The following is a 17,586-nucleotide window of genomic DNA, read 5'->3' as shown; positions in this document are numbered from 1 at the left end:
CCCCCCGGCGCGGCCCCGACCCCACCACCGGCCGTAGGCGCTACGCACGCCACAACGCAACCGCAACGGGCCGCCGCAGGCATACAGGGGCGCGGGGAACTGCGCGACCAGCCCCCACCGGCCCGCAGACGAAGCACCGCTCAGGCCGACAGTGCCCGCTCCGCGCGCCGCGTGCGCAGCAACCGGCGCCACTGTTCGGGACTGTACGCCGCCGGCTCCGTCGTCGACATGAAGTCCCGCAGCACCGCCTCGAACCGCTGAGGATCGCTCCGGAACGGAAAATGCCCCGCGTCCTCGAAGATCTCCAGCCGGCTCCCCGGCATCGCCACATGCCCGAGCCCCGCGTGCGTCGCCGGGATCACCTGGTCCCGTCCGCCCCACACCAGCATCGTCGGCATGCCCTGCGCCAGATAGCACCGGTCCAGCATGGTGCCCACCTGCCCCTGCCAGTCCACGACGGCACGCAGCGTCCGGATGAACGCGCTCCGCGCCGTCCCGTCGGGCAGCGCGTCGACCACCCGCACCAGATCCTCCGCGTCGACGCCGAGCCCCGTGTCGAGGGCCCGCAGCACCCGCACCAGCGCCCCGACCTGCCAGCCGACGGTCGGCAGCCGCAGCGCCTGCAGCAGCAGGTGCGCCCCCGGCAGCGTGGCCGCCCGCAGCAGCGGGGTCACCTGCCGGCTGATCCCGCCCGTGCCGACCAGCACCAGCCGCTCGCACCGCTCGGGGAACTGGTAGGCGAACTGCATCGCGACCGCCCCGCCCAGCGAATGCCCCACGAGGGTGACCCGCTCGACGCCGAGGACGCCGAGCAGGTCCCGCATCCCGTTGGCGTACGCGGGCAGCGAGTAGTCGGCGCGCGGCTTGTCGGACGCGCCGTGCCCGAGCAGGTCGGGGGCGATGACCCGGTAGCTGCGCGCGAGGCCGGGCATGACGTCCCGCCAGGTGTCGGAGGAGTCCCCGATGCCGTGGATGAGCAGGATGGCCCGGCCCTTGCCCGCCATGCGGAACGCCCGCCGGTAGCCGTGCACGGTGCGATGGCGGAGCCGGATCGGCATGGTCACGGTGGTCAGGCCCCCTTGCGGTGCTGGTGGTGGTGGCGGGCGTCGGGTCCGCCGGCCGGATAGGGGAACCGGCCGGACACGTGGTGCACGGTCGCCAGATCGCTCTCGGTGACGCCGAGCGAGGCGAGGGACTGCCAGGGCCGCACGGCGGCCGACGCCTTGCGGAACTCGGACGACTCGGTCGTGTCGCTCATGACTGCCTCCGGCTGAGAGGTATCGGGGAGCTGTGCTGCCGGGTCACGCGCCGTCGGGTGAACCGGAGGAGCAAGAGGTTGGCGAAGAGCCAGCGGCGCATCGCGCCGAGGTGCGCGGGGGATCCGTGGACGTCGTCGAAGACCTTGAACCGCACGTCGGGCAGGGCCCGCCGCAGCAAGGCCTGCTCGCGGGCGGGGATGATCTCGTCGCGGGCGCTGGCGACGTACCGGACGGGGATGTCGAGGCCGGCGAGCAGCTTCTGGTCGAGGGCGAACTCGGGGAGCACACCAACCAGTTCGGTCTCGTCGGCGCTGCCGGTGAGCTGGGCCAGGGTGTCGACGGTGATGCGCGGGACGCGCGGCCACCACTGGGCGTCGGTGAAGAAGTCGGCGACGGGCGCGCCGACGGTGAGCACGCGCCGCACCCGCGGGTCCTCGGCGGCGGTGCGCAGCGCGAGGTGGCCGCTGAAGCTGAGCGCGAGGAAGGAGGTGTCGCTGACGTCGGCGCGGGTGGCGAGGCGGTCCAGGAGGTCGCTGAGGGTGCGCCAGGAGCCGGGGCCGTAGCGGGCGGTGTGCTCGCCGACGCCGGGCAGCTCGGTGACGACGGCGGCGAAGCCCAGCTTGCGCAGCAGCGGCAGCAGGGGCGCCCACTGCTCCTTGACGCTGACGATGCCTCCGCACACCACCAGCAGGGGCCGGTCCCGGTCGAGGCCTGCGGCCCAGCAGGCGTAGGGCGCGCCGTCGGGGTCGGTGAACTCCAGCCGCTCGATGCCGGGGCCGGCTGCCCGGCGCCAGCTGTCGAAGGTGGACACGCCCAGCTCCTGGGCCTGCCGGCGGTCCTCGTCGGCGGGGTAGGGGAAGCGGGCGAGGGCGTAGTGGCGGCAGGCGTCCAGCAGGTCGCCGCGGTCGGCGGCGGCGCGGCCCTCGGCGGTCCACACGGCGGCCCAGGAGCGCGGGTCGCCGGGGGTGTCGTTGGTGATGCGGCGCAGTACGTCGGCGGTGTGCTCGGCGGTGATGCCCTGGCCGCGGGCGTGCAGCCGGGCGAATTCCTTGAGTTCGTCGAGGTGGTCCATGCGTGGCCGTCCTGTCAGTGGATGGCGCCGTCGGGGCGGCGCAGGCCGTAGCCGAACGCCCGGTCGGCGGCGATGTGCGCGGTCCAGCCGAGGCCGGCCAGCAGCAGCGTGCGGGAGGCGGTGAGGGCCCCGGTGGCCAGCAGGGCGGCGGCGACGCGCGGGTCGTGCAGCCGGTTGTAGAGGCCGACGTTGTCCGGGGGGAGGATGCCGGGCGGTACGGGGGGCAGCTTGGAGGGGCGCAGGAACGCCAGGTCGGGTGCGATGAGGGAGCCCCAGAACGCGCCGGAGAGGGCGCCGCCGAGGGCGAACCCTGCGCCCAGCGCGGCGACGGCGGTGGCGCCGCTGAGGGCGCGTCCGGCGGGGGTGCGCCAGGTCCAGCGGTCGGCGGGCGCCGGCCAGGAAAGGGGCCCGGGCTTGGCGGCCGCGGGACGGGACTGATCGGTGCCGGGTCCGACGGCCCGGAGCACGGCCTGCATGGGATCTCCTCTCGGTGGGCGCGGCGCCCCGCGTCACACGGGTCCGCGCTACCGCCGGTCCAGGGAGGGCGGCTTTACGCCAGTGTTCCGGCCCGTACTAGTGCGGGACTTGTACGCAGCGGGCCCCCGCCCCGCACACCAGCACCCGAACCCCGCCCCGCGCCCCCGTACCCGCGCACAGGCACGCCCCGGAGGCCGGGCACCAGTCAGGTGTCCGGCCTCCGGGCCGTACGGTCGCTCAGCCGACGCGGACCGGGCGGCGGCCGCTCACCACCAGTCGTCCCCGCCCCCGCCCCCGTCCTCGTCGGAGCCCAGCGCCTCGGACAGGGCGTCCATGATCGACCCGTCCAGGGCGGTGCCGGCGGCGACCTCGGCGGTGGAGCCGAACCCGGCGTCGCCGACCGCCACGCTGACGGTGAAGCGGTCGTCGATGCCGTACGTCCCGAAGGTCCACTCGCCGGTGGTGCCGGGGGTGCCGTCGGGGCGCAGCAGCTCGGTCGGCCGGTCGTCGCTGTCGTCGGAGCGGAAGCCGAAGTCGGTGAAGCGGAACTGCATGCCGAGCCCGATCGCCTTGCTGTAGGCCTCCTTCAGCGTCCACAGCCGGACCAGCGCGGGGTCGCGCCGGTCGGGCGGCAGGGCCTCGATCTCCTCGACCTCGTGCGGGGTGCACATGTGGCGGCCGAGGCCGGGCCCGTAGAGCCTGCGGTCGTTGCGTTCGGCGTCGACGCCGATCACCCCGCCGGTGGCCAGCCCGACGAGGAGCAGTTCGTCGGTGTGGCTGAGGCTGATGTGCACGCCGTCGTAGCCGCGCAGATAGGGGCGGCCGCTGCCGGCGTACCCGATCTCCACGGTCGGCGGGGACACGTCGAGGACGGCCGCGGCGGCGAACTTCAGCAGGATCCGCGACGAGGCGAACCGGGTGCGCACATCGGGGTGGGTGAGCTCCAGGAACCGCTGCCAGTCGCGGCCGAGGAGGGCACGCAGGCGCGGCCCTCCCGCCTGTTCCGGGCGCCAGTCGTCGACCCGGGCGTGGAGGACCGCGCATCCGTGCCGGTCCAGGTCAGCGCGTACTCGGCTCCAGTCCCCGCGGGGACCCGTGATCGTGATCGGCTCCCCGAGGGTCCTGCCCGGGGTCTTCCGCACAGGAGAGGTCATCGCAGGCTTCCATGGTGTGTCGGAGATCGGTGAGCAGTTCGGCCGCGGCCGCCCCGTCGATGACCCGGTGGTCGAACGTGAGGCCGAGCCGCATGACGGGCGCGACCGCGACGGCTCCGTCGCGGACGACGGCCCGTTCGGCGATGCGTCCCGCGCACAGGGTGACGGCGGTGCCTCCGGCCGAGTGGAAGCCGTCGACCGTGGAGTGGCCGAGCGAGCTGACCGAGACCGTGCCGAAGACGTCGGGCCGTTTGCGCGGGTCGCGCAGGGCGCCGGCGAAGGCGAGCCGGCCCAGCAGGACCGGTAGGCCGCCGAGGGCGCGTACCCCCTTGAACTCCGGTAAGTCGGCGGCCTGTTCGCCGCGGTAGCGGTCGATGCGGTGCTGGATGTCGTCGAGGCCGGCGGTCTCCAGGTTCGGTACGAGGGCGGACAGGACGGTCCGTTCGCCCTGGACGGGCCGGTCCAGGGCGAGTTTGGCGGTCACCCCGGCGAACCGGACGATCCGCGGCGCGCGCAGTAGTCCGGGCCAGCCGGGTGCCATGACGGCGTTGGCCTCCGGGTGCCGGGCGAGGGCGCGCCCGGTCGCGTGGAGCAGGTAGGTGACCACGGAGTAGCGGGTGCCGCGGGCCCGGGCGGCGGCCCGGTGCTCCTGGATCCGGCTCATGTCGATGTCGGTGTCCAGGTGCACCGGGCGCTGCCCGGCCGACCACTCCAGGAAGTACAGGGTGTGCCTGCGGCGGCGTTCGACGACCGTGCGGGTGCCGTCGGTCATCCGCCGACCGCCACGTCGTGGATCTCCTTGAGGCTGCGGGCCTCCAGGACCTTGCCGACGGCGACCTTGCGGCCGGTGGCCAGTTCCAGGGCGGTGACCAGCTTGAGGAGGTACAGGGAGTCCCAGTCGGGGAGTTCGTCGAAGTCGACGGCGACCTGCTCGGGTTCGATCTCCAGGCCGATCTCGTCGCGGACGAGGGAGACGAAGTCGTCCAGGCTCAGGACGGCCGTGCTGCTGTCGGTCATATCTTCTCCAGGGCGAAACCGGCTTTGATCCACTTGCTGGACTCGACGGCGACGGCGAGGGCCTTGTGCCCGTCGCCCATGCGTCCGAGGAGCTTCTCGATCTGCAGGAAGGGCAGGGCGTTGCCGTTGTTCCCGGTGTCGGCGACGCAGGAGATCTCCTCGGCCGTGGGCACGCCGAGTTCCTCCGTGATGCGCCGGGTCATCCGGCCGGACAGCTGGGGCGGCAGCAGGTAGTCGAGTTCGTCGGCCTCCCAGTCGAGTTCGCCGAGCAGCTCCCAGAGGATCTCCACGGCCATGACGGGCACGCGTTCCTCGATGGCCTTGTAGTCCTCGGTGAGGGCCTGCCGGTCGTCGTAGCGGTCGGCGAGGCCGAACCACTCGATGACCTGGCCGGGCTTGCTGCCGAGGCCGGTGAAGCGGTTGAGGACGTGGCGCAGGGCGACGCGCTCCCCCGCGGGTTCGGCGGTCAGTACGGCGGCTCCGGCGCCGTCGCCGAAGAGCACGAAGTTGACCAGGTCGCTGGGTGCGGCGTCGGACAGGTCGCGCTGCACGTCGAGGTGTTTGCTGCACACGTCGCCGCCGATGACCAGGCCGGTCCGGTACTGCCCGGAGGCGATCATGGTCTGTCCGACGGAGAGGGCCTGGATGGCGCCGGCGCAGCCGGACTGCAGCTGGAAGGTGGGCACCTGGTCGAGGCCGAGCTGGTCGGCGACCTGGTTGACGGTGGCCGGCATGAGGGTGTCGGGGGTGGCGGTGCCGAGGACGATGAACTCGATGGCGGCGGGGTCGACGGCGGGGGCGGCGAGGGCCTTCTGCGCGGCCTGGGCGCACAGGTCGGCGAGTGACCAGCGGACGGTTCCGGTGCCGAGGTCGCGGGCGAAGTGGCGGGTCTTGGTGCCGATGAAGACCTCGATCCACTCCTCGTTGACCCCGAGCACCTTGGCGAGGGCCGCGTTGTCGACCGGGTCTCCGGGCAGCGCGGTGCCTATGGAGGCGATGTGCGCGGTGGGCGTGGTCATGCCGTCCTTCCTTCCTGGGCGGTCGGGGTGGCGGTGACGGTGGCGCCGGACTCGTGCAGGAAGCCGGTGAGGTCGGCGACCGTCTTCAGCCGGGGCAGCAGGTCCTGGACGGTGATGTGGGCGAGGCCGGTGACGCGTTCGTCGAGCCGGGTCTTCAGCTCCATGATCATCACGGAGTCGAAGCCGAGGTCCTCGTAGAGCCGCTGGTGGGCGGAGACCTCGGCGCTCGCGTAGCCGCCGACCGCCGCGATCACCTCCTGCACGGCGTCGGACAGGGGGTCCGCCGGGGTGCCGGCGCGGGCGCCGAGGACGGCGACGCCCGGTGCCGCGGCGGGTGCGGTCGCCTCGGCGGCCGGTGCCGCGGAGGGGGCGGGTACGGCGGTGGGGACCGTGGAGTCGGCCGGGTCGGCGGCGGTGGGCCGGCGGGCGGCCCAGTAGCGGTGCTCGTCGGAGAAGACGTACGGGACGAGCGGCTGCGGGACGCGTTCCTCGGCCGGGTAGACGGCGGCCCACTCGGGGTCGGCGCCGCCCCGGTACAGCTCCGCGAGCGCGTCGGCCAGGTCCCGGCCGCTCGCCTCGGCGCCGCGCACCGGCAGGACGTGGGCGGGGGCCGCGGCCTGGGCGCGCGGGCCGAGGCGGCGCACCATGCCGGACAGCACGGGCTGCGGGCCGATCTCCACCAGGTGGGTGGGGCCGGCGTCGAGCAGGGCCTCGGCGGCGTCCTGGAACAGCACGGTCGCGCCGATGTGCTCGATCCAGTAGGCGGCGTCCATCGCCTCCCCGTCGAGGACGCGGCCGCGCACGGTCGAGTACACGGGGATCTCCGGCACGCCGCCGCCGACCTCCGAGGCGATGAGGGCGAATCGTTCCAGCATCGGCCGCATCAGCGGGGAGTGGAAGGCGTGCGAGACGGTCAGACGGCGCGTGGTGAGCCCGCGTCCGGTGAGGTCGGCCTCGATGCGGGCGAGGACGCCCAGGTCGCCGGAGACCACGGTGGCCTCGGGTCCGTTGACCGCCGCGACCCCGGCCAGCGGCTCGTCGGCGACGAGCGGGGCGACCTCGGCGAGCGGCGCGCGCACGGACAGCATGCCGCCGCCCTCGGGGAGCTGCTGCATCAGGTCGCCGCGGGCGGCGATCAGCCGGGCCGCGCCGTCCAGGGTGAGCGCCCCGGCCAGGACGGCCGCCGCGTACTCGCCGACGCTGTGGCCGAGCAGCAGCCCGGGCCTGACGCCCAGTTCGGTCAGGGTGCGGCCGAGGGCGTACTCGACGGCGAACAGCGCGGGCTGGGTCCAGCGGGTCAGGTGCACGTCCTCGTCCCCGTCGAGGACGAGGTCGCGTATGGACCGGCCGGTGTGCGGCAGCAGCGCGGCGTCCGCCTCGTCGAGGAAGCCGCGGTACAGCGCCGAGTCCCGGTAGAGGCCGGCGGTCATGCCGCCGTACTGGGAGCCCTGCCCGGTGAACAGGAAGGCGGTGCGCGGCTTTCCGGCGGGCGCGGCGGTGAGCCGGGCCAGCAGGTCCGGGTCGGCGGCCGCCTCCTGGAGGCGGGCGGCGAGTTCGGCGGTGTCGTGCGCGGGCACCGCGAACCGGTAGCGGTGCCCGGTCTTGACCTGGTTGCTGGTCCAGCTGAGCGCCTGCGCGGAGACCCGCCGGGAGGCGACCGCCGCGGCCTGCGCGGCCAGGTTGCGGCGCAGCGCCGGGGCGCCGGGCGCGCTGACGGTGAAGACGCCGCAGCCGATGCCGCCGGTGGCCCCGGCATCGCGCGGTCCGGGCCGGGCCGACGCGGGCGGCGCGCTCTCCAGGACGGCGTGGGCGTTGGTGCCGCCCATGCCGAAGCTGCTCAGTCCGGCGAGGACGGGCGCGGCGGGCAGCCTGAGCGGTGCCTTCAGCAGCCGCAGCCCGTTGTCCTTGAGCTGGAGTGCCGGGTTCTCCTTGGTGGCGTGCCGGCTGGCGGGCACCACCCGGTGGTGCAGGGAGAGGGCGACCTTGATGAGTCCGGCGATGCCGGCCGCGCCCTCGGTGTGGCCGATGTTGCCCTTGACCGAGCCGAGTGCGAGGGGCTTGCCGGGGCGGGCGGCGTGGTGGTGGCCGAGTGCCTTGACCTCCATCATGTCGCCGAGGGTGGTGCCGGTGCCGTGCGCCTCGGTGAAGACGACCTCGGAGGCGTCGACACCAGCCCTCCGGTAGGCGGCGGCGAGGACGTCCTGCTGCGCCCAGCGGTTGGGCGCGGTCAGGCCGTTGCTGCGGCCGTCCTGGTTGACGGCGGTGCCGCGGATCACCGCGTACACCCGCTGCCCGTCGGCGAGCGCGTCGCGCAGCCGGCGCAGGACGACGACGCCGACGCCCTCGCCGCGGCCGATGCCGTTCGCCTCCGCACCGAACGGCTTGCAGCGGCCGTCGGGCGCGGACAGCCCGGCCTGCGTGTAGAAGATCGACAGGGCCGGGGTGACGGCCACGTTGACGCCGCCCGCGAGGGCCGTGTCGCACTCCCCGGAGAGCAGGGAGTTCGCCGCGAGGTGCACGGCGACCAGGGACGAGGAGCAGGCCGTGTCGACGGCGAGGCTCGGGCCCTTGAGGTCCAGGTGGTACGAGACCCGGTTGGCCGTCATGCAGTAGCCGTTGCCGGAGCCGATCTGGGCGGTGACCTTGGCGTAGTCGGTGAGGTGCAGCTGCGCCCACTCGTTGCCCATGATCCCGACGAAGACACCGGTGGAGGTGCCGGCCAGCCGCTGCGGGGACAGGCCGGCGTCCTCCACCGCGCGCCAGGTGCACTGCAGCAGCAGCCGCTGCTGCGGGTCCATGGCGGCGGCCTCGCGGGGCGAGATGGTGAAGAACTCGTTGTCGAAGGCGTCGGCGTCGCCGATGAAGCCGCCCTCGACGGTGTTGGCGTGCCCTTCCGCGCCGTCGGCCGAGTGGAACTCGTCGGCGTCCCAGCGCTGTCCGGGCACCTTGCCGACCCCGTCCGCGGAGCGCATCAGCAGGTCCCAGTAGGCGCCCGTGTCGGGCGCCCCCGGGAATCTGCAGTCGATGCCGACGATGGCGATCGGTTCCATCAGGCCGTGCCGCCCTTCGCGGCGGCGAACTCCTTCAGCAGGTGGTCCGCGAGGGCCTGCACGGTGGGGTAGTCCCAGGCGGCGGTCGGCTCCAGGATGAAGTCGAAGTCCTCCTCGATGTCGCCGCAGAGGCTGAACGCGGCGACCGAGTCGAGGCCGTACTCGGCCAGCGGGACGTTCGGGTCGATCTCGGCGGGCTGCCGCTTGAGGTAGAGGGCGATGCGCTCGGCCAACCACGTGGTGAGCGACTCGGCGGTGTGTCCGGTGGTCGGAACGGGCATGGTGTGCTCCTCGGCGAGGGTCGGTCGGGCTGGAAGCGGCCGCGCGGGACCGGGCGGTCACCCGGCGAGCGGCGTGTCGTACAGGTCGTAGCTGGTGCGGTCGTGGAAGCGGCGCAGCACCTCCTCGTGCACCCGCGCCTCGGCGGCGGCCGGCAGCTCGGGCGGGGTCTGGCCGAGGCGGCGCGCCAGGCGGTGCAGGGCGGCGGCGGCCCAGGCGGGGTCGGCGAGGAACGGGTCCTCGGCGTTACGGGCCTGCTGCCACACCCCGATGACGGAGGCGGCGGCGAGCAGCACGGTGTAGCGGTCGGCGAGCGCGAAGGTGGCCGGGCTGGCGAGGGCGGTGCGGTCCTCGGGAGCCAGGGTGGAGCCGGCCTCCTGGAGCTGGCGCAGCTCGTCCATCATCTTCAGGGCGATGCCGTGCACCACCCGCTCCTCGGGCGTGCCGCTGGGCAGTTCGTCGATGGCGGCGAGCAGCGAGGCGCTCAGCCGGTCCCGTCCGCTGGCCAGGGTCAGCTCCCCGAAGGGGATCTCGCCGAGGTCGTCGCGGAGCCGGAACAGCCCGGCCGGGGCGGGGTCGTCGGTGAACCAGGCGCGCCGGGCGAGCCGGGGCAGCTGGGGGATGATCGTGGCCTGGCAGGCGGCCGACCCGGCGTGGCCGAGGCTGAGCACCGGCAGGTCGCGGATGTGCTTCTGGAAGATGCCGAACTCGCCCTCGCGGACGTAGAAGCGGGCGCCGAGCACGATGGACAGCTCGTGCATGGCCTCGGTGAGCAGCTTGGGCACCAGGTACTTGGTGGCCGCCGCGTACACGCTGGTCTCCTCGGGCAGCAGGTGCACGGCCCGGGTCGCGGCGAGCGAGAGGCTGTCGCTGATCAGCAGGTCGAGGAAGGCGGCCGACAGGGTGGCCTTGGCGTGCGGGATGTCCATGACGGACTTGCGGTACAGCTGCCGGCCGAGCGCGAAGCGGACGACGGTGCGCAGGCTGGTGTCGGTGGCGCCGAGCGCCATGCCGGGCACCGCGCTGCGGGTGATCTGGAAGGCGCGCAGGGCCAGTTCGACGCCCTTGCCGGTCTCGCCGACCAGCGCGGAGGCGGGCAGCGGGGTGTCGTCGAAGTGGAGCCCCGTGAGGTGGCAGCCGCGGACGCCGACGGTGTCGTAGCGGGGCAGGACCCGGTAGGTGGAGGCGTCCAGGCCGTCCCGCTCGGCGAAGAAGACGGAGTGGCTGCGGCTGCCGGGCGCGGGGTTGGTGCGGCCGAACAGCACCCAGGCGGCGGCCCGGTCGGCGTTGTTGATGACCTGCTTCTCGCCGTGCAGCAGGAAGCCGCCGTCGTCCTGCGGGCGGGCCTCGAACTCGTTGCGCACGAAGTCGTTGCCGTGGGCCAGCTCGTGGTAGGCCACGGAGACCTTGCCGCCGTCGAGCAGGATGCGGGCGAAGCGGGCGCGCTGGTCGGCGTCGCCCTCGGTCCACACGTTGACGCCGGCCATGAACGAGGTGACGCCGTAGCCGAGGCCGAGCGCGACGTCGCGGCGGAACACCGACCGCATGACGCGCACCAGGGTGTCGATGCGTTCCAGCCGTCCGCCCTCGGCGCGCGGCACGAAGTCCGCGTTGAGGACGGCCTCGTCCAGGATGCGCTCGCCGGCCACGGAGATCTTCCCGGCCTCGTCGTCCTGGAGCAGCCGGGTGTAGGAGACCTCGTTGGTCTCGTCCGTGGGGTCACCGAGCTTGTGTTCGAGCTCGGCGACGCGTGCCGCCACCCGCTCTTCCTGTCCCGGCTCCCCGGCGGGGCGGGCCGGTGCCCCCTGGGGGGCGGTACCGATCAGCATGACGTCCTCTCGCTCTCACCGGCGGCGACGCCGGCGGTCTCGGGGCCCGGGGCCCGCCGCTCCGGCTGCGCCAGCAGCGAGAACAGCCGGCCCGAGTGCCGGGCGGCGCGCAGCTCGGTGAGCAGCGCCTCGTGGATCCCGTTCCGGTCGCCGGGTGCGGCCGGTCCGTCGGGCCGTTCGCCGAGCCGGGACAGCACCCGGTCCAGGGCGGCCCGCAGCCACAGCGCGTCCCGCCACAGGCCGGCGGTCTCCCCGTCGGCGGCGGCGCGTACGGTGCCCAGCCACAGGCCGAGGCAGGCGGCGCCGGCCCAGCACAGGGTGAAGTGGCGGGCGGTGTCGAAGGCCTGCGGCGGCACGTCGGTCATGACGGCCGGGTAGCCGGCCATCTCCTCGTGGACGGCGTCGGTGACGTCCAGCAGCCGGTGCGCAGCCACCGCGGCCGGCGCGAGGGCCGGGTCCCGCTCGGCCAGCCGGTCGAGTTCCTCCACCCCGGCGGGCAGTGCGGCGAGGACACCGCAGCCGCGCGCGACCACGGACAGCTGGGAGGGGTCCAGCGGCGGCAGCTCGGCCGTCAGGTCGTAGGCGACGGCCGCGCCCTGCACGTCGCCGCGGCCGCGCCGCCAGCCGCGGGAGAGCGTACGGAACTGGTTGACCAGGGAGTTGAGGTTGACGAGGGTGTTGCCGTCGAACAGGCCCACGATGCGGTGGTCGCGTTCCAGCTTCTGGAAGCGGCCGTCGGCGTGCACGCCCTTGAGGAAGGCGCGGGCGCCCAGGACGCGGGTGACGCCGTCCAGGACCTCCTCGGTGCCGGTCGGCAGCAGGTACTTGGTGACCGCCGAGGTCACGCTCATCTCGCCGGTCTGGCACTGCACGGCCCGGGCGGCGACCAGGGCGACCGCCTCGTGCAGCAGGACGTCGGCGGCGGCCGCGGTCAGCAGCCTGCGGGCCTGCGGCAGTTCGATGAGCTTACGGCCGTACAGCTCGCGTTCCTCGGCGAAGTCCAGGCCGATGGCGAGCCCGTGGTCGCCGGCGCCCAGGGAGAGCGCGGCGCACAGGGTGCGGGTGAGCTGGAGTGCCTTGATGACGGTCTCGACGCCGCCGCCCTCGGTGCCGACGAGCGCGGTGCGCGGCACGCGGGCGCCGTCGAAGGCGATGCCGGAGATGTCGGCGCCGCGGATGCCGTGGGTGGGGATCTTGGGCAGGTGGCGGTAGGTGTCCTCGTCCAGTTCGCGCTTGTCGACCAGCAGGACGCTGAAGCCGCGCGGGCCGCCCGCCGGGTCGGTGCGGGTCAGCAGGGACAGCACCGAGCCCCGGGTGGCGTTGTTGATCAGCCACTTCTCGCCGCTGACCAGCCAGCCGCCGGTCTCGTCGGCGGTGGCGCCCTCGCCCTGGACCTCACCGGCGAGCAGGTCGCTGCCGTGGGCGCGTTCGGTCAGGCCGAGCGAGACGGGCACCCCTGCGCGGATGTCCGCGCCGAGCCGTCCGGCCTGCTCGTCGCTGCCGGCGATCCACACGCAGACCCCGCCGAGGTAGGTCTTGCCGTGGCCGATCGCCACGGTCAGGTCGCGCCGGGCCACCGTGCGGATCAGCTGGAGCAGGTGCTCGTAGTCGCGCAGCCGCCCGCCGTGCCGGACCGGTACGTAGTGGTCGGCGAGCCCCCACTCCTCCAGACGGTGGCAGATGCCGGCCGGGAACTCCTCCTTCTCGTCGAGTTCGACGCAGCGCGCGTAGGAGAACGGCTCGCTCGGGTCGGTGGGGTCGCCGAGGAAGGCGTCGAGTTCCCCGGCCAGCCGGTAGGGCGGATGCTCCATGTCAGACCACCGCATCCAGGGGACGGTCGATGGCGTCGGCGACGAGTTCGCGGACGGCGGGCTCCAGCACCTCGTACAGCGGGGTGATGCCGCCCTTGAGGAACAGCTGCCGCATCAGGGTGCGCTGGATCTTGCCGCTGGTCGTCTTGCGGATGGTGCCGGGGCGGACCAGCAGGACGTTGCCGGCCGGGATGTTGAACTCCCGTCCGATGAGGGCCTGCACGCCGGTGGCGAGGGTCCGCAGGTCGGTGGTGACGGCGCTGGGCCGCACCTCCTGCACGACGACCAGGTGCTCCCGGTCGGTGTCCACGGCGAACACCGCGCCCGAGCCGATGCCGAACGCCTTGTCGGTGGCCTGCACGGCGCGCTCGATGTCCTGCGGGTACAGGTTGCGGCCGGCGAAGATGATCAGTTCCTTGAGGCGGCCGGTGACGTAGAGCTGGCCGTCCTCGAAGACGCCGAGGTCGCCGGTGCGCAGCCAGCCGCCGCCGTCGGGCCGGCCGTCGGCGCCGACGATGGCGGCGTCGAAGATCTCCTTGTTGGTCAGCGGGCGCTTCCAGTAGCCGGAGGCCACACTGTCGCCCTTGACCCAGATCTCGCCGACCTGGCCCTCGGCGCGCTGCCGGAAGGACTCCGGGTCGACGATACGGACGTCGAAGTCCTGCTCGACGACGGTGCCGGAGCTGACCAGGGTGCGGGTGGGCTCGTCCTCGCGCGGGTCGGCGAGTTCGCCGCGCTCCAGGCCCTCGGCGTCGACGCCGAGGACGACCGGGCGGGTGCCGCGGGGGGTGCCGGTGACCAGCAGGGTGGTCTCGGCCATGCCGTAGCAGGGGAAGAACGTCTCGGGGCGGAAGCCGGCCGGTTCGAACCGCTCGGTGAACGCGCGGATCGTCTCGACGCGGATCGGCTCGGCGCCGTTGCAGGCCGCCTTCCACGAGGACAGGTCGAGGGTGGTGAGCTGCTCGTCGGTGATGCGGCGCAGGCACAGGTCGTAGGCGAAGTTGGGGCCGCCGCCGATGGTGACGCCGTAGTCGCCGATCATCTTCAGCCAGCGGTAGGGGCGCTTGAGGAAGGACACGGGCGCCATGAGCACGCCGGAGCCGCCGAGGTACAGCGGCTGGAGTATGTGCCCGATCAGGCCCATGTCGTGGTAGAAGGGCAGCCAGCCGCCGTAGCGGGACGTCTGGTCGGAGCCGACCGAGCGCTGGATGGCCGCCTCGTTGGCGAGCAGGTTGGCGTGCGAGACCATCACGCCCTTGGGGTCGGACGTCGACCCGGAGGTGTACTGCAGGAACGCCAGGTTCTCCGGGGTGAGGTCGGGCTCGCGCCAGGCGGCGGCGTCCGCGAAGGCCTCGCCGTCGGTGGCCAGGCAGTGCACGTCGGTCATGTTCTCCGCGGCGAGCCAGGCGGAGATCTCGGGGGCGTTGCCGGCGTCGGTGAGGACGGCACGGGCCTCGGCGTCCCGCAGGATGCCGGTGACCCGGGCGAACTGCCTGCCCTGCTCGGTCGGCAGGGGGGCCGGCACGGCGACGGCACCCGCGTACAGGCAGCCGACGAAGGCCTTGATGAACTCCAGGCCCGACGGGTACAGCAGCAGCACCTGGCCGCCGCTGCATCCGCGTTCCTGGAGCCATGCGCCGATCCGCCGGGCGTCCGCGTCGAGCTGCTCGTACGTGAGGTGCTGCGGGACCGAGCCGTTGGCGTCGTCCGGCAGGAAGACGAATGCGTCCTCGGTGCCGAGCGCGCCCGCGCGCGCCAGAACCAATTCCGTAAAGGTTCGGAAGCTAGTCAAGGTCGTTCCCTGGCCTTTCCGCGAGCGCCGGCAGGGCACCGGCGGGGAATTCTCGGACAGGTGCGATGCTGCGCCGGACGGCTAAGGGGGCGCTTGTGCGGCCCGGTTCGCTCCTGGGTGGCGGTGATCAAAGGAGCTAGCGTGGGGTGCGGCCGCCCGGGGAAGGCTCGTGGGGGTTCGTGGGGGTTTCCGAAAGGAGCGCAGGCCAGTGCGCCGTATCACGTGCGACATCCATATCCACGCGCGGCCCGAGCAGGTGTGGGACGTCCTGACCGACTTCGCCCGGTTCCACGAGTGGAACCCGTTCCTGGTGGAGGCGGAGGGGCGGCCCGAGCCCGGCACGAGACTGCGGCTGCGCTTCCGGCTGCCGGACAGCGGCAAGGAGATGGTGTTCACGCCGACGGTGCTGACCTGCGAGGAGCACCAGGTGCTGCGCTGGCGGGGCCGGTTCGGCGTCAAGGGCATCTTCGACGGCCTGCACAGCTTCGAGCTGACGCCCGTCGACGGGGGCACGCACGTGGAGCAGATGGAGACGTTCACGGGCGTGCTGGTGCCGTTCACCGGGTCGGTCATCACCCAGACGGACGCAGGTTTCCGCCGGCTGAACGAGGCGCTGAAGGAGCGGGTGGAGTCCCTGGCGGCGGCACGGGACGGCAGCTAGCCGCTGGGGGCGGACGTACGGAAGCCTGCCGTCGGCTCCCGGGGGATGTGGAGCCGACGGCAGGCTGGTTCGCGGGTGGCGCGGGACGGTCAGGCGCCGGCGGGGTCGAACGTCAGGCCGAGGTGGCCGGGCACCTCGGGCAGCTCGGCGAGGTCGTGGACGAAGTCCAGGGCGCCCTCGGGGCTCTCGTGCGCGGTGCGGAAGCCGAGCGACGGCCAGAAGTCGCGGACCTTGTGGTTCTTCGGGGTGGGCCGGTAGCTCGCGCGGACCTCGGTGGCGCCGGTGTCCCGGGCGTGCGCGAGCAGCGTGGCGACGGTGCCCTGCTCGATACCGCGGGCGAAGACCCGGCAGCTCAGCAGCAGGTTGTCCACGACCAGCGCCGTGCCCTCGCGGCGGGCGAACAGCGCGCCGACCACGCCGTTGTCGCCGAACCGGTCCCGGCTGCGCACGGCGAGCACCAGGTGGGCGCCGTCGTCGAGGCGGGCGCGCACATCGGCCTGCTGGAGGCGTTCGGTGGTGAGGTTGAACTGGTTGGTGCGCAGGGTGATCTGCGCGACGCGGGCCAGCTCGACGTCGCGCACCCCCGACACCTCGACCCGTACGTCGAGCGCGGCCAGGTACTCCTCCATCGAGCCGGTGCTCTCCAGCAGGTCCTGCCGGCCGGCCTCGGAGCGGTACTGCCCGGCCCGCAGCCGGTCCTCGGCGGTCAGCTCCCGCGTGTCGAACCAGCCGTCGGCGAGCAGCTTCTCCACGTGCAGCGCGGGTTCCTCGTCGAGGCGTACGACGGCCACCTCGGGCAGGGAGGAGGCGACCAGCCCGCACTCGAAGGGCGAGTCGTCGGCGAAGACGAAGCTGTCCACGCCGAGGTTGAGCCGGGCGGCGATGTCCCGCAGGTTGCCGTCCTTGGGCTGCCAGTTGGCGTTGACGCGGACGAAGTCGTCCTCGCGCAGCACCATGTCGGGGTGGTCGCGCAGCACGCCCAGCACCGGCTCCTGGTCGTTCTTGCTGCTCACGGCGAGCAGGACGCCCTGGGAGCCGATCTGCTTGACGGTGCGCTGGAAGCGGTGGAAGGCCTCGCCGCGGTAGGTGGTGGCGGCGGCGATGCCGTCGGGCCCGTCGTCGCCGAGGATGCCGTCCCACAGGGTGTTGTCGAGGTCGACGACGAGGACCTTCTTGGTCCGGCCGCGCAAGGCGCGCAGCAGGTGGGCCGCCTCGCGGGCGTAGCGGGCGAGCACGGCCTCGCCGAGGTGGACCTTGGCGTAGGCGGCGAGCCGGGTGTCGCGGACGGGGCCGGTCTCGGCGACGATCGGGCCGAGGTCGACGACGTGCAGCCGGGGGTGACGGCCGGCCAGCCGCAGCAGGCCGGCGTTGAACTCGTGCCACGCGGCGGCCAGTTCGGTGCGTGACCGGTGGTCGACGAGCTGCTGGGTGTGGCTGCGCAGCAGGGGCAGGGTGTTCAGCACCAGGGTGCCGGGTCCGTGCTCGCCGTACTGCGCGGCCAGCCGGTCGAGCAGCTGGAGCTTGCCGGTCAGGGCGCGCGTGGCGTCCTCGACGTTCCAGGGCAGGGGCAGCTCGTCGAAGATCTGCTGCCCGTCCAGCAGGCACAGCGCCAGCTCGGTGCCCGGGGCGTACAGCTCGCTGCCGGTGTCCTGGAGGTCGCGCTGCCAGGCGTCGTAGTCGCTGACACTGGCCGTCAACGGCACGCCGTGCCGGGCGAGTTCGGCTGTCAGCGAGGGAATGAGGGCGTCCACGATGCCGTGCCCCGTGACCGCCACCGCGGCCGGCCGCACCCCGTCGTGCAGGGCGGCGATGTCCTCCGCGCGCTGCTTGACGAGCAGCCGGCCCGCACGGGCCAGCTCGGCGTACGCGTCCTCGCTCTGCGCGAGTTCGGCGAGCAGGGCGGGTACGGCGGGATAGTCGGCGGCGATCCTGCCCGCGCGCTGCAGGGCCCGCAGCCGGTCCAGCGGCCCCTGCCGTTCCTGTGTGCTCGTCGTCACTGCTGTGCTCACGGCCTCGTCGCCTCTCTGCCTGATCGGGCGGACGCCGAAGAGCTTCACGCCGCTCCCTAAAGGCGGCCTAGGGCGTGTCCGCAAAGTCACGTCGTCCGCCCGGAGGGCGGGCCGAGCGGCGTCCGGTGCGTGCTCTCGCCGTGCCGGACGGGCGCCC

15 protein-coding genes are annotated in these 17,586 nt (G+C 73.5%); 1 reads left to right on the top strand and 14 read right to left on the bottom strand.

Annotated features, from left to right (window positions below):
- Positions 1-140: 140 nt before the first annotated feature.
- From IE308_RS20685 to IE308_RS20625, 13 genes are all read right to left on the bottom strand, one after another.
- A complete protein-coding gene (locus IE308_RS20685) occupies positions 141-1,058 on the bottom strand; it encodes an alpha/beta fold hydrolase (RefSeq protein ID WP_190219385.1) in 918 nt (305 codons plus the stop codon).
- A gap of 11 nt (positions 1,059-1,069) precedes the next feature.
- Positions 1,070-1,258: a hypothetical protein gene (locus IE308_RS20680; protein WP_110628252.1), complete on the bottom strand. Its 189-nt coding sequence runs from the start codon at positions 1,256-1,258 to the stop codon at positions 1,070-1,072.
- A complete protein-coding gene (locus IE308_RS20675) occupies positions 1,255-2,331 on the bottom strand; it encodes an alpha/beta fold hydrolase (protein WP_190219069.1) in 1,077 nt (358 codons plus the stop codon). The genes IE308_RS20680 and IE308_RS20675 overlap by 4 nt, the downstream gene beginning before the upstream one ends.
- A 14-nt stretch (positions 2,332-2,345) precedes the next feature.
- A complete protein-coding gene (locus tag IE308_RS20670; RefSeq protein WP_110628254.1) occupies positions 2,346-2,807 on the bottom strand; it encodes a DUF4260 family protein in 462 nt (153 codons plus the stop codon).
- Positions 2,808-3,074: 267 nt separating this feature from the next.
- Positions 3,075-3,962 carry a 4'-phosphopantetheinyl transferase family protein gene (locus IE308_RS20665; protein WP_190219068.1) on the bottom strand — a complete coding sequence of 296 codons (888 nt, stop codon included), beginning with the start codon at positions 3,960-3,962 and terminating at the stop codon, positions 3,075-3,077.
- Positions 3,868-4,734 carry a 2-oxo acid dehydrogenase subunit E2 gene (locus IE308_RS37355; RefSeq protein ID WP_110628256.1) on the bottom strand — a complete coding sequence of 289 codons (867 nt, stop codon included), beginning with the start codon at positions 4,732-4,734 and terminating at the stop codon, positions 3,868-3,870. Before IE308_RS37355 ends, IE308_RS20665 begins: the two co-directional genes overlap by 95 nt.
- Positions 4,731-4,979: an acyl carrier protein gene (locus tag IE308_RS20655; RefSeq protein WP_110628257.1), complete on the bottom strand. Its 249-nt coding sequence runs from the start codon at positions 4,977-4,979 to the stop codon at positions 4,731-4,733. Before IE308_RS20655 ends, IE308_RS37355 begins: the two co-directional genes overlap by 4 nt.
- Positions 4,976-5,998: a 3-oxoacyl-ACP synthase III family protein gene (locus IE308_RS20650; protein ID WP_110628258.1), complete on the bottom strand. Its 1,023-nt coding sequence runs from the start codon at positions 5,996-5,998 to the stop codon at positions 4,976-4,978. Before IE308_RS20650 ends, IE308_RS20655 begins: the two co-directional genes overlap by 4 nt.
- Complete coding sequence (locus IE308_RS20645) at positions 5,995-9,048, bottom strand: type I polyketide synthase (RefSeq protein WP_190219067.1); 3,054 nt, start codon at positions 9,046-9,048, stop codon at positions 5,995-5,997. The genes IE308_RS20650 and IE308_RS20645 overlap by 4 nt, the downstream gene beginning before the upstream one ends.
- Positions 9,048-9,329, bottom strand: a complete 282-nt coding sequence (locus IE308_RS20640; RefSeq protein ID WP_110628260.1) for an acyl carrier protein — start codon at positions 9,327-9,329, stop codon at positions 9,048-9,050. Before IE308_RS20640 ends, IE308_RS20645 begins: the two co-directional genes overlap by 1 nt.
- Before the next feature lie 57 nt (positions 9,330-9,386).
- Complete coding sequence (locus IE308_RS20635; protein WP_190219066.1) at positions 9,387-11,156, bottom strand: acyl-CoA dehydrogenase family protein; 1,770 nt, start codon at positions 11,154-11,156, stop codon at positions 9,387-9,389.
- On the bottom strand, positions 11,150-12,967 hold the full coding sequence (locus IE308_RS20630) for an acyl-CoA dehydrogenase family protein (RefSeq protein WP_190219065.1): 1,818 nt from the start codon (positions 12,965-12,967) through the stop codon (positions 11,150-11,152). Before IE308_RS20630 ends, IE308_RS20635 begins: the two co-directional genes overlap by 7 nt.
- Before the next feature lies 1 nt (position 12,968).
- A complete protein-coding gene (locus IE308_RS20625; RefSeq protein ID WP_229908974.1) occupies positions 12,969-14,732 on the bottom strand; it encodes a fatty acyl-AMP ligase in 1,764 nt (587 codons plus the stop codon).
- A 235-nt stretch (positions 14,733-14,967) separates the two neighbouring features.
- Here IE308_RS20625 and IE308_RS20620 point away from each other — a divergent pair, with 235 nt between their 5' ends.
- A complete protein-coding gene (locus tag IE308_RS20620; RefSeq protein ID WP_190219064.1) occupies positions 14,968-15,420 on the top strand; it encodes an SRPBCC domain-containing protein in 453 nt (150 codons plus the stop codon).
- 89 nt (positions 15,421-15,509) lie between these two features.
- Here the strand turns inward: IE308_RS20620 and IE308_RS20615 are convergent, their stop codons facing one another.
- Positions 15,510-17,429, bottom strand: a complete 1,920-nt coding sequence (locus IE308_RS20615) for an HAD-IIIC family phosphatase (RefSeq protein WP_190219063.1) — start codon at positions 17,427-17,429, stop codon at positions 15,510-15,512.
- Positions 17,430-17,586: the final 157 nt, after the last annotated feature.

This window comes from Streptomyces griseosporeus (assembly GCF_014656055.1).
GTDB classification, from domain to species: Bacteria; Actinomycetota; Actinomycetes; order Streptomycetales; family Streptomycetaceae; genus Streptomyces; species Streptomyces griseosporeus.
The sequence above is the reverse complement of the archived record's forward strand: the minus strand, read 5'-3'. Positions and strand labels throughout refer to the sequence as shown.

What these genes read in the sequence shown, in the direction of transcription:
- IE308_RS20640 (WP_110628260.1), bottom strand. Translation starts at nt 9,329, where the DNA reads ATGCCCGTTCCGACCACCGGACACACCGCCGAGTCGCTCACCACGTGG.
- IE308_RS20645 (WP_190219067.1), bottom strand. Translation starts at nt 9,048, where the DNA reads ATGGAACCGATCGCCATCGTCGGCATCGACTGCAGATTCCCGGGGGCG.
- IE308_RS20635 (WP_190219066.1), bottom strand. Translation starts at nt 11,156, where the DNA reads ATGCTGATCGGTACCGCCCCCCAGGGGGCACCGGCCCGCCCCGCCGGG.
- IE308_RS20675 (WP_190219069.1), bottom strand. Translation starts at nt 2,331, where the DNA reads ATGGACCACCTCGACGAACTCAAGGAATTCGCCCGGCTGCACGCCCGC.
- IE308_RS20650 (WP_110628258.1), bottom strand. Translation starts at nt 5,998, where the DNA reads ATGACCACGCCCACCGCGCACATCGCCTCCATAGGCACCGCGCTGCCC.
- IE308_RS37355 (WP_110628256.1), bottom strand. Translation starts at nt 4,734, where the DNA reads ATGACCGACGGCACCCGCACGGTCGTCGAACGCCGCCGCAGGCACACC.
- IE308_RS20685 (WP_190219385.1), bottom strand. Translation starts at nt 1,058, where the DNA reads ATGCCGATCCGGCTCCGCCATCGCACCGTGCACGGCTACCGGCGGGCG.
- IE308_RS20665 (WP_190219068.1), bottom strand. Translation starts at nt 3,962, where the DNA reads ATGACCTCTCCTGTGCGGAAGACCCCGGGCAGGACCCTCGGGGAGCCG.
- IE308_RS20655 (WP_110628257.1), bottom strand. Translation starts at nt 4,979, where the DNA reads ATGACCGACAGCAGCACGGCCGTCCTGAGCCTGGACGACTTCGTCTCC.
- IE308_RS20670 (WP_110628254.1), bottom strand. Translation starts at nt 2,807, where the DNA reads ATGCAGGCCGTGCTCCGGGCCGTCGGACCCGGCACCGATCAGTCCCGT.
- IE308_RS20680 (WP_110628252.1), bottom strand. Translation starts at nt 1,258, where the DNA reads ATGAGCGACACGACCGAGTCGTCCGAGTTCCGCAAGGCGTCGGCCGCC.
- IE308_RS20630 (WP_190219065.1), bottom strand. Translation starts at nt 12,967, where the DNA reads ATGGAGCATCCGCCCTACCGGCTGGCCGGGGAACTCGACGCCTTCCTC.